A 15979-nucleotide genomic window follows, 5' to 3' on the forward strand; every position below is an offset into this window, starting at 1 on the left:
GGGATGATGACGTGGAACGGGGGCCCACGGTGTTCGTGGCACTGCGAGACCTGCGATTCGCCAAGGGGCGGTTCGCGCTGATGGGGTCGGTCGTGCTGCTCATCACGCTGCTGGTGACGATGCTGTCCGGGCTGACGGCCGGCCTCGCGCGCGACAGCGCCTCGGCCATCGAGGACCTCCCCGCCGACCACATCGTGTTCGGCGGGGAGACCTCCTTCGCGGGGAGCCGGATCGACCGGGCGGCGGCGTCGGGCTGGCAGGACGTCGCGGGCGTGAAGGCCGAGCCGCTCGGCGTCTCGATGGGCCGGATGTCCTTCGGCCCGTCCGGGGACCGCGGCGCACCGGCCGCGCTCTTCGGCGTCGCCCCGGGGAACCGGGCGCACCCGCCCGCGCCCGGGCAGATCGTGCTGTCGGCGGAACTGGCCGACAGCACCGGGCTGGCGGCCGGCGACAGGGTCGACGTCCTCGGGCACGGGCTCACCGTGGCCGGCACGGGCGGCGCGTCGTCCTACAGCCACGCGCCGGTCGCCTGGCTCGACATCGACGACTGGCGCGCCCTCGAACCGGGCGGCGGCGACCGGGCCGCGACCGTCCTGCTGCTGCGCGAGACCGGGCATGCCGATCTCGGCGCGGCCGACCGGCGGCTCGGCACGACCACCCTCGCCCAAGGGGACGCCAAGTCCGCGATCCCGTCGTTCTCCTCCGAGAACGGGTCGCTGCAACTCATGCGGGGGTTCCTGTTCGCCATCTCGGCGCTGGTCATCGGCGCGTTCTTCACGGTCTGGACGATCCAGCGCCGTGGCGACGTGGCCGTGCTGAAGGCGCTCGGCGCGAGCACCGGCTACCTGCTGCGCGACGCGCTCGCCCAGGCCGTCCTGGTGCTGCTGGCCGGGGCCGGGCTCGGTGGCGCGGCCGGCGGGCTCGCGGGGCTGGCGATCGGGGACGGGGTCCCGTTCGTGGTCTCGGCCGCCACCACCGTGCTGCCCGTCGCGGTGATGATCGCGCTCGGGGCGGCCGGCGCCGCGCTGGCCATCCGCAAGATCACCTCTGTCGATCCGCTGACCGCGCTGGGAGCCGCACGATGAGCCTGGCCCTCACCGACGTCGTCCTGACCTACCCCGACGGGGACCGCACCCTGACCGCCCTCGACCATGTGGGCCTGGAGGTCGGGCCCGGCGAGTTCGCCGCCGTCGTCGGGCCGTCCGGGTCGGGCAAGTCGAGCCTGCTGGCCGTCGCCGCGACGCTCATCACCCCCGCGTCCGGGACGGTCTCGGTGGCGGGCCGGGAGACCACCGGGCTGCGTCCCGCCGAACGGACCCGGCTGCGCCGCGACCACATCGGCATCGTCTTCCAGCAGCCCAACCTGCCGGCCTCGCTGACGGCCCTCGACCAGCTGACGGTGATGGCGCACCTGGCCGGCCGGTCGCCGCGGCGCGCCGCCGGCCGGGCCCGCGAGCTGCTGGCCGCCGTGGACCTCGCGGGCCTGGAGCACAAGCGGCCGCACCAGATGTCGGGCGGCGAGCGCCAGCGCGTCAACATCGCCCGCGCCCTGATGAACGGCCCGGAGGTGCTGCTCGTGGACGAGCCCACCAGCGCCCTGGACCACGTCCGCGGCGAGCAGGTCGTCAAGCTGCTCGAACGGCTCACCCGCGACCGCCGGCTGGCCACGGTCATGGTCACCCACGATCTGGCCAGGCTCACCGCCGCCGACCGCGTGTACTCCATGACCGACGGCCGGCTGTCCGCGCCTTCGGAGGCGTAGCGCCGGGCTGGATCCCGGCTCGTCCCGAGTGCTCAGCCGCGGTAGGTCTCCAGGAGGCGGAGCCAGATCTCGCTGATCGTCGGGTAGGAGGGGACGGCGTGCCAGAGGCGGGAGATGGGGACCTCGGCGGTGACCGCGATCGTGGCGGAGTGGAGGAGTTCGGCCACGCCGGGGCCGACGAAGGTGACGCCGAGGAGCGTCTCGCGGTCCAGGTCGACCACGGCGCGGGCGCGGCCCTGGTAGCCGTCGGCGTACAGGGAGGCCCCGGAGACGTCGCCGATCTCGTAGTCGACCGCCCGCACCCGGCGTCCCTCGCGGGTCGCCTCCTCCAGGGTGGGGCCGACGGCGGCGACCTCGGGGTCGGTGAAGACGACCTGCGGCACCGCGCGCTCGTCGGCGGTCGCGACGCTCCGTCCCCAGGCGGCGGTGTCGAGGGGGCGACCTGCGGCGCGGTCGGCGATCACCGTGCCGAAGATCCGGCCCTGGTACTTGCCCTGGTGGGTCAGCAGGGCGCGGCCGTTGACGTCCCCGGCCGCGTAGAGCCACTCGCCGGGCACGCCGGCCGCCAGCCCGGTGGAGTCGACCTCGATCGACCGGCCCGGGGCCAGCCCGACCGTGTCCAGCCCGAGGTCGTCGGTGGCGGGCCTGCGGCCGGTGGCGAACAGGACCTCGTCGCAGGTGACCGTGCCGCCGTCGTCCAGGGTGAGCGTCACCTGCCCGTCGCGGCGAGCTCCGGTGACCGAGGTGCCGAAGCGCAGGTCGATCCCGGACGCGCGCAGGCTCTCGGCCACGGACTCGCCGGCGAACGGCTCCATCCGCGGCAGCAGGCGCGATCCGCGCACCAGCTGCACCACCTCGCTGCCGAGCGCCCGCCAGGCCGTGGCCATCTCGCACGCCACCACGCCGCCGCCGATGACGGCGAGCCGCGGCGGAACCCGCTCGGAGGACGTCGCCTCGCGGCTGGTCCAGGGGCGCACCTCGTCCAGACCCGGCAGGCCGGGCAGGGCCGCGCGGGTGCCGGTGCACACCGCGACGGCGTGGCGGGCGGTCAGCACCCGCCGCCCGCCGTCGGGGGTCCGCACCGCGACGCGCTTGGGCCCGTCCAGCCGCCCGTGGCCGCGCACCAGGACGAGCCCGGCCCCGTCCATCCACGCGACCTGGCCGTCGTCCTTCCAGTGCGAGGTGAACTCGTCCCGGCGCCTGAGGACGGCCTCGGCGTCCAGCGGACCGGTCACCGCCTCGCGGGCGCCGGCCAGCCGCCGCGCGTCGGCGAGCGCGGCGGCCGGGCGCAGCAGCGCCTTGCTGGGCATGCAGGCCCAGTACGAGCACTCCCCGCCCACCAGCTCGCTCTCCACGACCGCCACGCTGAGCCCGCCGGCGTGCGCCCGCTCGGCCAGGTTCTCACCCGTCGGCCCGGCCCCCACCACCACGACATCGAACTCGTCCATGTCCCCCAGCCCTTCCGGTCGGCCGCAGTCTCGTCCCCATGGATCCTGCCGGATTCCGCGGCGTTCGGCAGGCAGGCCCCCCGGGCCCCGATGATCGCGGACCGCCGAGGGCCGATCCGCCCGGTCCCCACCGTTTCTGCTACAAAAGTAGTTTCGAGTCGCCCGAGGTTGCGGAGGGCGGGGACGACAGGGGAGTCCGTGAGCGCCGAAGGCAGTACCAAGGCCGTCATCACCGCGCTGGGCGCGAACCTGGGGATCGCGGTCACCAAGTTCGTGGCGTTCGCGCTGACGGGTTCGTCGTCGATGCTGGCGGAGGCGATCCACTCGGTGGCCGACTCCAGCAACCAGGCGCTGCTGCTGGTCGGCGGGAAGCGCGCGGAGCGCGACGCGACCGAGGAGCATCCGTTCGGGTACGGGCGGGAGCGCTACATCTACGCGTTCCTGGTGGCGATCGTCCTGTTCAGCCTCGGCGGGCTGTTCGCGCTGTACGAGGCCTGGCACAAGATCAGCGACCCGCACCCGATCGAGGAGTGGCAGTGGGTGCCCATCGCCGTCCTGCTGGTGGCGATCGTCCTGGAGGGAGCGGCGCTGCGCACCGCCGTCCGGGAGTCCAACCGCAGCCGCGGACGGTCGAGCTGGGTGCAGTTCGTCCGCCGGTCCAAGTCGCCCGAGCTGCCGGTGATCCTGCTGGAGGACACCGGGGCGCTGATCGGGCTGGTGTTCGCGCTCGCGGGCGTCGGCCTGACCCTGATCACCGGCGACGGCGTCTGGGACGGGATCGGCACCGCCGCGATCGGCGTGCTGCTGGCGGCCATCGCGATCGTGCTGGCCACCGAGGTGAAGAGCCTGCTCGTCGGGGAGTCCGCGACCCCGGAGCACCTGCGGCTGATCAGGCGGGCGATCGTGGAGGGCCGGGACGTCCCGGCGGTGATCCACATGCGCACCATGCACCTCGGGCCGGACGAGCTGCTGGTCGCCGCGAAGATCGCCGTGGACCTGAGCGACGACGCGCGGGAGGTCGCCGACGCGATCAACGACGCCGAGGCCCGCATCCGCGAGGCGGTTCCGATCGCCCGCCTGGTCTACCTTGAGCCGGACGTGCTGCGCAAGGGAGGCTGAGGACGGTGTCGCGAAGGCCGCTCGGGCAGTTGGAGGCGGAGGTGCTCGCCGCGCTGGCCGGGCTGGGCGGGACGGCCAGCACCGCCGAGCTGGTGGAGCGGCTGGACGGTGATCCCGCCTACACGACGGTGAACACGATCCTGCACCGGCTGCACGACAAGAGGCTGGTCTCGCGCACCCGGGCGGGACGGCACTACCGGTACCGGCTCGCCGTCGACGAGTCCGAGCTGGTGGCGGGGCGCATGCGCGACCACCTGCGGCACGCCAGCGACCCGGGGAACGTGCTGAACCGGTTCGCGCGGTCCCTCACCGCCGAGGAGGCGCGGAAGCTGCGCGAGTTCCTCGACCTTCCGGAGGACGGCGGGTGAACTGGTTCACCTTCCTGCCCCTCGCCATCATGCTGACGCTGAGCGCCGCGCTGGCGAAGGCGCCGTCACGGCTCCACCCGTCCTGGTCGGCGCGGCTGCTGGCGACGACCGGGGCGATGACCGCCGTGGCCGCGCTCGGCACCGGCTTCTTCGTGGCCGTCAACTACGCGGCGACGCTGGCGCCGTCCGCCGCGGCGCACGTCCCCGAATGGGCGCTGTTCGGGGACGACCGGCCGGTCCCGGACGCGGTGGGCGTCCCGGCGGCCGTGCTGTCGGCCGCCGGGCTCGCGGCGGCGGGCAGGGCCGCCGCACGCTGGGCGGCCGCGCTCCGCACCGCGCGGGCGGACGCCCGCGAACCGCTCGACACCGACGTGCCGATCGCCGTGGCGGTCCCCGGCCGGCACGGCGGGGTCCTGGTCTCCCGGGGCCTGCTGCGCGACCTGACGTCCGAGGAGCTCCACGTCGTCTTCCAGCACGAGACGTCCCACCTCAGGCACCGGCACCACCGCTACCTCGCCGCCGGGGTCCTCGCCTCGGCCGTCCTGCCGCCGCTGCGGCCCCTGGCCGCCCGGCTGCGGCTGGCGACGGAGCGCTGGGCGGACGAGGACGCCGCGGAGGCGACCGGCGACCGCGCCGCCGTGGCCCGGACGATCGCCAAGGTCGCCCTCGCGCACCCGCGCGGCCCGGGGCCCGTGAGCGCGTTCGCCGAGTCCGGCATCGTCGAGCGCGTCGAGGCGCTGCTGGGCACGCCCCCGGCCAAGAACGCGGTCACCGGCCCGCTGCTGTTCATGGGCAACGGCGTCGTCACCGGCTCGCTGACCGCCGCGACCCTGCAACTGGACCATGTCCTCGTGTCGTTCCTGGTGTCGCTGCTCGCGTTCCGGTGACGGGCGCCGTCCGTCAGAGCTCGAATTCGGCGGGGTCGAGGCCGACGGCGAAGCAGGCCTCGCGGACGACGGCCTTCTCGCTCTGGTCGAAGTGCCCGTCGGCGCCGCCGATCACGATGCCGATCTGGATGACGGCGCGGGCCTCGGCGGGCTTCTTCTTCGCCTTGCCGATGTCCTGGAGGACCGCGACCTTCCCGAAGTCGAAGTCGGCGATGAGCTTGGACACGTAGTCGTTGAACCGCCGCTGCAGGTCGTCGGCCGGAAAGTTCTGCAGCACCTCGTTGGAGGCGATCAGGGACGCGGTCCGCTGCCGTTCGGACGGGTCCACGCTGCCGTCGGCGGCCGCGACCAGCGCGCACATGGCCATGCTCGCGTCGCGGAACGCTCCGCTCGTCAGTTCGTTCTTCTTGCTGAGCAGCTGCGTCTGCATGCTCTGGGTGGAGGCACGCAGCTTGTCCCAGAAAGGCATCGTCTTCCTCCGCTCGTCGGTCGTCTCTCCGACCATAGCCTTACTGCTACAGATGTAGTAGCCGGGCCCCTCTCACTCCTCCTCGAAGCTCTCCATGGCGTCCTCGTAAGCGTCGTCGTACGCGTCTTCGTACGCCTGCTCGTAGGCCGCCGCCTGGTAGGCGTCCTGGGCGGCCTGCCCGCTCACCTCGGCGAAGGCGTCGCCCACCGACGGCTCGTCCTTCTCCTCCTCGTCGTCGCCGAGCATCTCGCCGGCGACGGCACCCGCCACGAACCCGGCCGCCAGACCGCCCGCCGCCCCGGCCGCGACGCCGCCCCAGCCCGGCCCGCCGCGTCCTCCGGAGTGGTCGCCGTGGTGGCCGTACGGCTCGTGGAATCCGTGGGACCCGTGGGCGAACCCGCCGTGGAGGTGTCCGGCGACGGCCCGCAGCCAGCCCTCCACCTGGTTCTCCCAGTCCATGTGCAGGGCCTGGTCGTGGGAGACGTGGAAGCGGCCGAAGACGTCGTCGCCCTCGGAGAAGACGTTCCCGCGCCGATCGGCCTCCAGGATCACCACGAGCCCGTGCGGGTCGGACACGAAGGTGAGCTCGACCTCGGCTATCCGCCCCTCGTACCGCGGCGGCGCGAAGAACTCGATCTCCTGGTAGAACGGCAGCTCCTGGTGGACGCCCGCGATGTGCCCCTCCTCGACGTCGGCGCTCTTGAACATGAAGCCCAGCGTCCCGAAGGCGTCCAGGACGCGCTGCTGGGACGGGAGCGGGCTCACCGAGACCGGGTCCAGGTCGCCGGAGTCCATCGCGCCGGCGACTTCGAGTTCGGTGCGGACGCCCATGGCCATGCCGTGCAGGTGCTGCCCGTAGACCTCGGTCACCGGCAGTTCCCAGGGCAGCGGCATCTGGAAGGGGATCGCCTGGAACTGCCCGGCCCCCAGGTGGAGACCGCCCGTGATCGCGCCCCGGTAGAACTCCCGGCTCCCGGCTCCCTCGTGGTCGCCGTGCTCGTACTCGGCCCTGGTGGCCAGGCTCAGCACCACCTGGTGGACGTGGACGTCCCGGTCACCGCCCTGTACCCGCACCTCGCCGGTCAGGAGATCCCCCGGACGGGTGTGGGAGGCGGCGAGAACGGTCTCGACCGACGGCCCGCCCACACCGAAGGCGCCGAGCAGCTGCTTGAAGACCATGAGGCCCTTTCTCCCGTCGTCATCCCCGCGGCCGTACGGCCGGCCGCTAGTTACTACACTTGTAGCAGACGACGGGGCGCTCCACCCGGCGGACCGCGGAACGCGGAAACTCCGCCCCGCCCGCCCGGCTTCCCCGGGGTCGCGGATAAATGGGTTCCCTTAGCGCGGCGAATGAGTTAAAGTGTCTTTCGGTGTGCCGGGAAGTCTGGTCGGCGAGACAGGATACGTCTCCGATCAGGAGGGTCTATGACTCCCCGGCACTATTCGTATGCGCCGGAAGCGCCGCACCCGCGTGCCTCTCGCCTCCACCGCCGCCCCGCCCGCAGCCGGGTGTTCTGGGCGCACGCCTTCCCGGATAGCTGACCGGGACCACTTCTTCACCTGACGAAGCCTTTTTCACGGCCGGGCCGGCCGCATTCACCGCCCCGCCGGGGTTCCTGACGTCTCGACGCGGAAGCGTGCATTCACATGGGCGAATTCACCGATGTCGCGCTCGGTTTTCCGACCGCGCTTTTCAGTTTCTCTCTCCTGGTCGTCGCCGGGTACTGGACGCTCGTCCTGCTCGGCGGGCTGGGAGTCGACCTCCTCGGCGCCGGCGCCGATGCCGACACGGGGGCCGGCGCCGGCGCCGAGGACGGGTTCGCCGCGGAGCGGCTCGCACCGCTCGGGCTGGGCGGCGTCCCGGCCACGGTGGCGCTGTCGGTGCTCGTCGGCCTCGCCTGGTTCGTCAGCCTCGCCGGATCGGCGCTGCTGGACGGCGCCGCCGCCCGGGCGCTCGTCCTCCCCGTCGCGCTGGCCGCCGCCTGGGCCGGGACGCGGGCGGTCGTCCTGCCGCTGCGGCACGTCTTCCAGGACCGGGCCGAGACGTCGCTGCGCGACTTCGTCGGCCTGCCGTGCGTCATCCGCACCGGGCGGGTCGGCCCGGACTTCGGCCAGGCGGAGGTGACCGCCCCGGACGGGTCGTCCGCCATCGTCCAGGTGCGGCAGCCCGCCATGGACGTGCCGGTGGCGGGCGCCGCGGCCGGCGCCGGCCTCACCGCGGGCAGCACGGCACTGATCTTCGATCTCGATCCGGACGGCCGGTTCTTCTGGGTCATGCCGCACGACACGGCCCCCGGCCTCCGCTAGGACCCCGCGCCACCCTCCCCTCCCGCAGACAGGGATCCCGATGGACACCATCACGATAGGAGCCGGTGTGCTCCTCGCTCTCGCGCTGCTCGTCACCCTCGGCCTCGTGCTGATGGTGACCCGGTTGTTCCGCAAGGTCGACCAGGGCCGCGCGCTCATCATCTCCAAGCTCAAGAAGGTCGACGTCACCTTCACCGGGGCGATCGTCCTGCCCGTCCTGCACCGCGCCGAGCTCATGGACATCTCGGTCAAGACAATCGAGATCGAACGGACCGGCCGGGACGGGCTGATCTGCAAGGACAACATCCGCGCCGACATCCGCATCACGTTCTTCGTCCGCGTCAACAAGACCGTCGAGGACGTGATCAAGGTCGCGCAGGCGATCGGCACCGAGCGCGCCAGCAGCCGGGAGACGCTGCAGGAGCTGTTCGCCGCCAAGTTCTCCGAGGCGCTGAAGACCGTCGGCAAGCACCTGGAGTTCGCCGACCTCTACACCCGCCGCGACGAGTTCCGCGACCACATCATCCGCGTCATCGGCACGGACCTGAACGGCTACAGCCTCGAGGACGCCGCCATCGACCACCTGGAGCAGACGCCCCTGCTCTCGCTCGACAGTTCCAACATCCTGGACGCGCAGGGCATCCGGAAGATCACCGAGCTGACCGCGATCGAGCACGTCCGCACCAACGAGCACGCCCGCAACGAGGAGAAGGAGATCACCCGCCAGAACGTGGAGGCGCGCGAGGCGATCCTGGAGCTGGAGCGCCGGCAGGCGGACGCCGAGCTGCGCCAGGAGCGCGAGGTCGAGACCGTCCGGGCCCGCGAGACCGCCGAGATCGAGCGGGTCAAGGCCGAGGAGCGGCTGCGGGCGCAGGCCGCGCACATCCGCACCGACGAGCAGCTCGGCGTCCAGCACGAGAACAAGGACCGGGAGGTGTCGGTCGCGGCGAAGAACCGGGAGCGGGTCCTCGCGATCGAGAGCGAGCGGATCGAGAAGGACCGCCTGCTGGAGGTCATCGCCCGCGAGCGCGAGACGGAGCTGACCCGCATCGCGGCGGACAAGGAGGTCGAGGCGGAGAAGCGCGAGATCGCGGACGTCGTCCGCGAGCGGATCGCGGTGGAGCGGACGGTGGCCGAGCAGGAGGAGGCCATCAAGCGGCTGCGCGCGGTCGAGGAGGCCGAGCGCGACCGCCAGGCGCTGATCATCCACGCGGAGGCGGAGGCGCAGGAGAACCTGGTCAAGGACATCAAGGCCGCCGAGGCGGCGGAGGCGGCCGCCGTGCACCGCGCCCGCGAGGAGCTGACGCTGGCGCGGGCCCGGCAGGAGACCGCCGAGCTGGACGCGCAGGCGAAGACGAGGCTGGCCGAAGGGATCCGCGCGGAGGCCGCGGCGACCGGGCTCGCCGAGGTCCAGGTGCGCGAGCGCGACGCCGACGCGGTCGAGAAGGTCGGGCGCGCGGAGGCCGCGGTCGCGCGGGAGAAGGCGCTGGTCGAGGCCTCGCGGATCCGCGAGAACCTGAAGGCCGAGGCGGAGGGGCTGACCGAGAAGGCCGGCGCGATGGCCGCGCTGGACGAGGCGTCCCGCGAGCACGAGGAATACCGGCTGCGCCTGGAGGCGGAGAAGGACGTCCGGCTGGCCGGCATCGAGGTCCAGCAGAAGGTCGCGGAGGCGCAGGCCACCGTCCTCGCCACCGGGCTGGAGCACGCCGACATCAGCATCGTCGGCGGCGAGTCCGTCTTCTTCGACCGCCTGGTCGGGTCGGTCGCCCTCGGCAAGAGCGTGGACGGCTTCGTGCAGAACTCCGAGGTCGCGCGGGCGGTGGCGGGTCCGTGGCTGGACGGGTCGGGGAGCTTCACCGGCGACCTGTCGCGCCTGTTCGGCGCGGTCGACACCGGCGGGGTGCGGGACCTGACCCTTTCGGCGCTCCTGCTGCGCCTGATCAGGTCGGGCGGCCCGGACACCGCCGGCCTCCAGGACGTCCTGGACGCCGCGCGCCGCCGGGGCGTCGCCGACGCCCCGCTGTCGAAGGTCAACGGCACCGGGCTCACCGCCGGTCTCGCATCCGGCTGACGAGGCGTCCAGGCAAGGGACGTGACGGGCCGCGTGCGTCGCGGTGGACGGACGGGAGACAGGTGGGCGTGGACATGACAGAGCCCGGCGGGACCGGGGCCGGACCACGGCACGCGGAGCCGGACCACGGCACGTACGAGGTGCTGCGGGCGCGGCTGGCCGGGCACGCCGGCGAGCTGGCACGCCGCGCGGAGGCGCTCAACGCCCGCAGGCTGGAGGTCTTCGGGGGCTCGGACCTGCGGCAGGCGGGCACCGAGCGGATCCGCACGGCGGACAGGTGCGTGCCCCGCGACATCGTCGCGCTCGGCGAGGTGATGCTCTTCGGCCACAACGTCGTCCCCGGCCTGCGGCCGGAGACGTCGGTCGGCGACGTCTTCTCGCTGCACCGGTTCACCCGCGGCGAGGACGGCATCGCCTTCGTCCGGGCGGGCCCGGACGCGGTTCCGGGCCTGCTGGACGACCCGCGCTTCGTGCGCGACTTCGCAGACATGTACCGGTACTACCGGCAGGCGCGGCTGCTCCAGCTGCGGCTGGTGGACGGGCGGCTGCTCGCCGTCTTCCAGACCGGCCCGCGCCTGTCGGACCTGCGCGTCCTGCGGTGGCGGACCGCGCCGGACGGCGGAGTCGCCTACGAGGACAACCAGGGCGAGCGCGACCACGCGTTCCCTCCCGCGCACGACGTCGACTGGATCGAGGCCACCCGGGACGACCATGTCGCCGGCCGGCACCCGCACATCTCGATCGATGGGGAGGTCTTCGTCGCGACGGCCGGCGGGACCCTCACCGTCAAGACCGAGGACGACACCGCGACCGGCGAGGGGATCTACTCCGAGCCGGTGGACGAGCCGCTGCAGTCGCTCGCGGACGCCGACGTCCTGCACGCCCGGGTCGGGGCGCTGATCCTGCTGCGGATCAGGCCGTACAACGAGTCCGCGTGGCGGCACCTGGTGTTCAACGTCCGCACCGAGCGGGTGGTGCGGGTCGACGGGATCGCGCAGGCGTGCCGCCGGCTGCCCGACGACCACGGGATCGTCTTCCCCGGGGGCTACCACCTGGACACGGGCGCCGCGAAGACGTTCGACACCGACGTCACGGGGCTGGAGTACGAGCGGGTCGTCCGCTCTCCCAACGGGGAGGACGTCCTCTACGTCTTCCACTCGCGGGAGGACGGCCGGTCGTCGCTGCTGCCCTACAACGTGATCCGCAAGCGGGTCGCGGCGCCGATCACCTGCCACGGGTACTCGCTGTTCGACGACGGGACGCTCGTGGTGATGCGGGCGCTCTCCGACGAGCCGTCCCGCGTCCACCCGGTGCAGATCTGGGCGACCCCGTTCACCTCCGACGCGCACGCCGCCGCCCAGCCGGTCGGCACGGGCCCGCTGGAGCGGGTCGGCAACGCCGACCTCGTGCGCGGCGTCTCCGAGTGCCTGTCGATCACCCGGACGGCGGCGGAGACGCCCCCGTCGACCAGGGCGTTCGAGGCGCTGATCGCCTCGTGCACGCGCGCTTCGGACCTGTACCCCTGGCTCGGCGACGAGCGCCTCGGCGACCTCGCCGCGCCGCTCGCCGACGTCCGCTCCACGGCCGCCCGGGTCCTGGACGAGTACGAGAAGGTCCGCGCGCTCACCGAGCAGGCGGCGACGGCCGTCGCGGAGGCGGCAGAGCGGCAGGCGGCCCTGGTCCGCCGCGCCAGGGCCGAGGCGCCGCGGAGCGCGGACGGCTGGATCGCCCGGCTGGCGGAGTTCCGCCGCGCCCAGGGGCACCTGGAGACGCTGCGCGACCTCCGCTACGCCGACGGCGCCCGGATCGACGAGCTCTCGCGGGAGGTCCGGGCGGAGCTGGACGAGGCCGCGCGGCAGGCCGTCGAGCACCTGCGGGGCGAGGACGCGTTCACCGGCTACCACGCCGAGATGGAGCGCATCACCGACGCGGCCCGCGCCATCGAGACCGCCGCGGACGCCGCGCCTCTGGCCGGGCTCCTCGACGCGCAGAACGAGGGGCTGGACGTCGTCACCGAGGTCGTCGGCGACCTCGACATCGCGGACGCCACCGCGCGGACCGCGATCCTGGAGCGCGTCGGCGAGGTGCTCGGCGGCCTCAACCGCGCCCGCGCTGTCCTCGACGGCCGCCGCCGCGACCTGCTCGCCCGCGAGGGAAGCGCCGCGTTCGCGGCGGAGCTCGCGCTTCTGGACCGGTCCGTCGCCGGAGCCCTGGCCGCCGCGGCGACGCCCGAGGACTGCGACGCGCGGCTCGGCGGCCTGCTGCTCCGCCTGGAGACGCTCCAGACCCGCTTCGCCGAGCTGGACGACTTCCTCACCGAGCTGGAGGCCAGGCGGACCGAGCTGTACGAGGCGTTCTCCTCCCGCAAGCAGACGCTCCTGGACGAGCGCGCCCGCCGGAGCGACCGGCTCACCGGGTCGGCCGAGCGGATCCTGGCCGGTGTCCGCCGCCGCGCCGCCACGCTCGCGTCCCCTGACGAGGTCACCGTCTACTTCACGACCGACGCGACGGTGCTCCGGCTCCGCGCGATCGCCGGCGAGCTGCGCGCCCTCGACGACGCCGTCCGGGCCGAGGAACTGGAGGGCCGTCTCGACGCCGCCCGCCAGGAGGCCGGGCGCGCCCTCCGCGACCGCCTCGACCTGTACGGCGAGGACGGCGCGACGATCCGGCTCGGGCGCCACCGGTTCGCGGTCGACACCCGTCCGATCGAGCTGACCCTCGTCCCGCACCGCGACACCGTCGCGTTCGCGATCACCGGGACGGACTACCGCGCGCCCGTCCACGACGCGGACTTCGCGGGGACCCGCCGCTTCTGGAGCCAGAGCCTCGTCTCGGAAACGGCGGAAACCTATCGCGCCGAGTACCTGGCGACGTCGGTCCTCGCCGGCGCCGACCCCGGTGACCTGCGCCGGGCCGAGGCCGGCGGCCGCCTGCTCGCCCTCGTCCGGGACGCGGCCGCCGACCGCTACGACGAGGGCTACGAGCGGGGCGTCCACGACCACGACGCCGCCCGCATCCTGGAGGCGCTCCTGCGCCTGCGCACCGAGGCGGGCCTCCTGCGCTACCCGGGTGCGGCGCGCGCCGCCGCGCAGCTCTTCTGGACCCACGGCCCCGACGAGGCCGAGCGCGCGACGTGGACGGTCCGCGCCCGCTCGCTCGTCCGCGCCCGCGAGGCGTTCGGACGGCCGGGCGCCCTCTCCGCCCTCACCGAGGAACTCCGTTCGGCGGTCGCCGCGTTCGCCGAGCTCAACGCCATGCCCGCACCCGACCCGCTCACGGCCGAGTACCTGATCGAGGAACTCGCCGCGGCCCCGGACGGCTTCGTGACGAGCCAGGGCGCCCGCACCCTGCTCAAGGACTTCACGCAGGCGCTCGGCGACTTCTCCCTGGACGAGGACCTGCGCGGCGCGGGAACCGTCGCCGCGCGCCGGCAGCTCGCCGAGGCGTGGCTCTCCGCCTACCTCGCGACAGGGGCGGACGGAGACCCGGCCGACCTGCCCGAGGCCGTTTCCCTGCTGCTGTGCCCGTCGGCCCGGTACGACTCGCCGGCCGCGCTGACGGCCACCGTCGGCGACCTGCTCGGCCGCCATCCGCGGATCGACGACCGCCGCCTCGACCTGCGCCTGGACGAACTCCTCGCCCGCACGCACCGCTTCCGCACCGAGCGCGTCCCCGCCTTCCGCTCCTACCAGAAACAGCGGAACGCGCTGGTGGCCGCGGAGGAGAGGCGCCTCGGGACGGCCGGCCTCCGGCCCCGCACCATGAGCGCGTTCGTCCGCAACCGCCTCATCGACGAGGTCTACCTTCCCCTCATCGGCGACAACCTCGCCAAGCAGCTGGGCGCCGCGGGCGACGGCGAGCGTGCCGACCGGATGGGGCTGCTCCTGCTCGTCTCGCCGCCCGGCTACGGCAAGACGACCCTGATGGAGTACGTCGCCGAGCGCCTCGGCCTGGCCCTGGTGAAGGTGGACGGCCCGGCCCTCGGGCACGGCGTGACCTCGCTCGACCCCGCCAGGGCGCCCGACGCCACCGCCGCCCGCGAGGTCGAAAAGATCAACTTCGCGCTCGACATGGGCACCAACGTCCTGCTCTACCTCGACGACATCCAGCACACCTCTCCGGAGCTCCTGCAGAAGTTCATCCCGCTCTGCGACGCCCAGCGCCGCATCGACGGAGCCGCACGCACCTACGACCTGCGCGGCAAGCGCTTCGCCGTCTGCATGGCCGGGAACCCCTACACCGAGTCGGGCCGGCGCTTCCGCGTCCCCGACATGCTCGCCAACCGCGCCGACGTGTGGAACCTCGGCGACGTCCTGTCCGGCAAGGACGAACTGTTCGCGATGAGCTACATCGAGAACGCCCTGACCTCGAACCCCGTGCTAGCGCCCCTCAGCACCAGGGACCGCGGCGACATCGAACTGCTCGTCCGCCTGGCGGAAGGGGACCCGGCCGTCCACCCCGACCGCCTGTCCCACGCTTACTCCCCGGCCGAGCTGGACGACATCCTGTCCGTGCTCGCCAAGCTCCGCCGCGCGCAGCAGGTGGTCCTGACGGTCAACCGCGCCTACATGGCCTCCGCCGCCCAAGACGACTCGTCCCGCACCGAGCCGCCGTTCCGGCTCCAGGGCTCCTACCGCGACATGAACAAGCTGGCCGGGCGCATCCTCCCGGTCATGGACGACACCGAGCTGCAAGCGGTCATCGACGACCACTACCGGGCCGAGTCCCAGACCCTCACCTCGGACGCGGAGGCCAACCTCCTCAAGCTCGCCGAGCTCCAGGGCACCCTCACGCCGTCCGGGGCCGAGCGCTGGACGGAGGTCAAGGCCGCCTACCGGCGCTCCCGGACACTCGCGGGGAACACCGGGGACCCTTCCGTCGGCGCCCTGCTCCACCTGGCCGACAAGCTGTCCGCGATCGAGGCGACCCTCCGCGACGGTCCGCGTCCGCCCCGCCCGTGAGGGCGGTCGTCACCACTGCCGGTTCAGGTCCGCCTTGCCGCCGGTCACGAGGCTCGACGGCGGAACGTCGTCGGCCACGACGGCGCCGGCGGCGACCACGGAGTCGCGGCCGATGCTGACGCCGGGCAGGATCGTGGCACCGGCGCCGATCCACACGTTCTCCGCCACGTCGATGGGCCCGCCGGTCAGCCACTCCCGCCGCTCCCCGGGATCGACGGGGTGGCCGACGGTGATGAACGTGGCCTTCGGCCCGATCATCACGCGCTCGCCGAGCCGGATGCCGGCGTAGTCCAGGAACGTGCAGTTCTGGTTGATGAACACGCGCTCGGCGAGGTCCAGGCGGAGGCCGTGGTCGGTGTAGAAGGGCGGGTAGATCGTGACTCTCGCCGGCAGCGGCCTGCCGAGGATCCGCTCGAACAGGCCGGCCTTGCCCGCCTCGTCCTCGAAGGGCAGGACGTTCAGGCGGGAGGTGAGCTCGGTGGCCCGCAGGACCCTCTCGGCCATGGCCTGGAACTCGGTGCTGTGGATGCGCATGAGATGGTCGCCGGGCATGCCGCGGTCCTTTTCGGTGTGCTGGCTGACGAGGT

12 protein-coding genes are annotated in these 15979 nt (G+C 73.4%); 8 read left to right on the forward strand and 4 right to left on the reverse strand.

Translation table 11 applies throughout. The features are described from left to right. The first annotated feature begins 29 nt into the window (after positions 1 to 29). A complete protein-coding gene (locus tag AB0C84_RS05945) occupies positions 30 to 1085 on the forward strand; it encodes an FtsX-like permease family protein (protein WP_361061989.1) in 1056 nt (351 codons plus the stop codon). Continuing rightward, entirely contained in the window at positions 1082 to 1762 is a 681-nt protein-coding gene (locus AB0C84_RS05950; protein WP_361061549.1) for an ABC transporter ATP-binding protein, read from the forward strand. Before AB0C84_RS05945 ends, AB0C84_RS05950 begins: the two co-directional genes overlap by 4 nt. A 32-nt stretch (positions 1763 to 1794) precedes the next feature. Here AB0C84_RS05950 and AB0C84_RS05955 read toward each other — a convergent pair whose 3' ends face one another. Further along, positions 1795 to 3210 (reverse strand): NAD(P)/FAD-dependent oxidoreductase, encoded by a 1416-nt coding sequence (locus AB0C84_RS05955; RefSeq protein WP_361061551.1) that lies wholly within the window; start codon positions 3208 to 3210, stop codon positions 1795 to 1797. 198 nt (positions 3211 to 3408) lie between these two features. Here AB0C84_RS05955 and AB0C84_RS05960 point away from each other — a divergent pair, with 198 nt between their 5' ends. The 3 genes from AB0C84_RS05960 to AB0C84_RS05970 are packed head-to-tail and all read left to right on the forward strand — an operon-like array spanning position 3409 to position 5584. Further along, positions 3409 to 4329 (forward strand): cation diffusion facilitator family transporter, encoded by a 921-nt coding sequence (locus AB0C84_RS05960; protein WP_361061552.1) that lies wholly within the window; start codon positions 3409 to 3411, stop codon positions 4327 to 4329. A 5-nt stretch (positions 4330 to 4334) separates the two neighbouring features. Continuing rightward, a complete protein-coding gene (locus tag AB0C84_RS05965) occupies positions 4335 to 4697 on the forward strand; it encodes a BlaI/MecI/CopY family transcriptional regulator (protein ID WP_179844504.1) in 363 nt (120 codons plus the stop codon). Beyond that, positions 4694 to 5584, forward strand: coding sequence for a M56 family metallopeptidase (locus AB0C84_RS05970; RefSeq protein WP_179844503.1), 891 nt, complete (start codon positions 4694 to 4696; stop codon positions 5582 to 5584). The genes AB0C84_RS05965 and AB0C84_RS05970 overlap by 4 nt, the downstream gene beginning before the upstream one ends. A 13-nt stretch (positions 5585 to 5597) precedes the next feature. Here the strand turns inward: AB0C84_RS05970 and AB0C84_RS05975 are convergent, their stop codons facing one another. Together AB0C84_RS05975 and AB0C84_RS05980 are read right to left on the reverse strand one after the other, a co-directional pair. Beyond that, positions 5598 to 6053: a TerB family tellurite resistance protein gene (locus tag AB0C84_RS05975; RefSeq protein WP_361061992.1), complete on the reverse strand. Its 456-nt coding sequence runs from the start codon at positions 6051 to 6053 to the stop codon at positions 5598 to 5600. A gap of 72 nt (positions 6054 to 6125) precedes the next feature. Continuing rightward, positions 6126 to 7232 (reverse strand): sporulation protein, encoded by a 1107-nt coding sequence (locus AB0C84_RS05980; RefSeq protein WP_361061555.1) that lies wholly within the window; start codon positions 7230 to 7232, stop codon positions 6126 to 6128. 468 nt (positions 7233 to 7700) lie between these two features. Between AB0C84_RS05980 and AB0C84_RS05985 the strand changes: the two genes are divergently transcribed. The 3 genes from AB0C84_RS05985 (at position 7701) to AB0C84_RS05995 (ending at position 15392) form a co-directional block, all read left to right on the forward strand. Continuing rightward, positions 7701 to 8360 (forward strand): hypothetical protein, encoded by a 660-nt coding sequence (locus AB0C84_RS05985; protein ID WP_258942545.1) that lies wholly within the window; start codon positions 7701 to 7703, stop codon positions 8358 to 8360. A gap of 40 nt (positions 8361 to 8400) precedes the next feature. Then, complete coding sequence (locus AB0C84_RS05990; protein WP_361061557.1) at positions 8401 to 10431, forward strand: flotillin family protein; 2031 nt, start codon at positions 8401 to 8403, stop codon at positions 10429 to 10431. A 74-nt stretch (positions 10432 to 10505) separates the two neighbouring features. Further along, entirely contained in the window at positions 10506 to 15392 is a 4887-nt protein-coding gene (locus AB0C84_RS05995; RefSeq protein ID WP_361061995.1) for a DNA repair ATPase, read from the forward strand. Between the two features lie 9 nt (positions 15393 to 15401). Here AB0C84_RS05995 and AB0C84_RS06000 read toward each other — a convergent pair whose 3' ends face one another. Beyond that, entirely contained in the window at positions 15402 to 15944 is a 543-nt protein-coding gene (locus AB0C84_RS06000; protein ID WP_361061559.1) for a DapH/DapD/GlmU-related protein, read from the reverse strand. Positions 15945 to 15979 lie beyond the last annotated feature (35 nt).

This window comes from Actinomadura sp. NPDC048955, assembly GCF_040649435.1.
Lineage (GTDB): Bacteria > Actinomycetota > Actinomycetes > Streptosporangiales > Streptosporangiaceae > Spirillospora > Spirillospora luteofluorescens.

Excerpts from the sequence above, each read along its gene's own strand:
- AB0C84_RS05950 (WP_361061549.1), top strand. The coding sequence starts at position 1,082 with ATGAGCCTGGCCCTCACCGACGTCGTCCTGACCTACCCCGACGGGGAC.
- AB0C84_RS05995 (WP_361061995.1), top strand. The coding sequence starts at position 10,506 with ATGACAGAGCCCGGCGGGACCGGGGCCGGACCACGGCACGCGGAGCCG.
- AB0C84_RS05975 (WP_361061992.1), bottom strand. The coding sequence starts at position 6,053 with ATGCCTTTCTGGGACAAGCTGCGTGCCTCCACCCAGAGCATGCAGACG.
- AB0C84_RS05980 (WP_361061555.1), bottom strand. The coding sequence starts at position 7,232 with ATGGTCTTCAAGCAGCTGCTCGGCGCCTTCGGTGTGGGCGGGCCGTCG.
- AB0C84_RS05955 (WP_361061551.1), bottom strand. The coding sequence starts at position 3,210 with ATGGACGAGTTCGATGTCGTGGTGGTGGGGGCCGGGCCGACGGGTGAG.
- AB0C84_RS05985 (WP_258942545.1), top strand. The coding sequence starts at position 7,701 with ATGGGCGAATTCACCGATGTCGCGCTCGGTTTTCCGACCGCGCTTTTC.
- AB0C84_RS06000 (WP_361061559.1), bottom strand. The coding sequence starts at position 15,944 with ATGCCCGGCGACCATCTCATGCGCATCCACAGCACCGAGTTCCAGGCC.
- AB0C84_RS05990 (WP_361061557.1), top strand. The coding sequence starts at position 8,401 with ATGGACACCATCACGATAGGAGCCGGTGTGCTCCTCGCTCTCGCGCTG.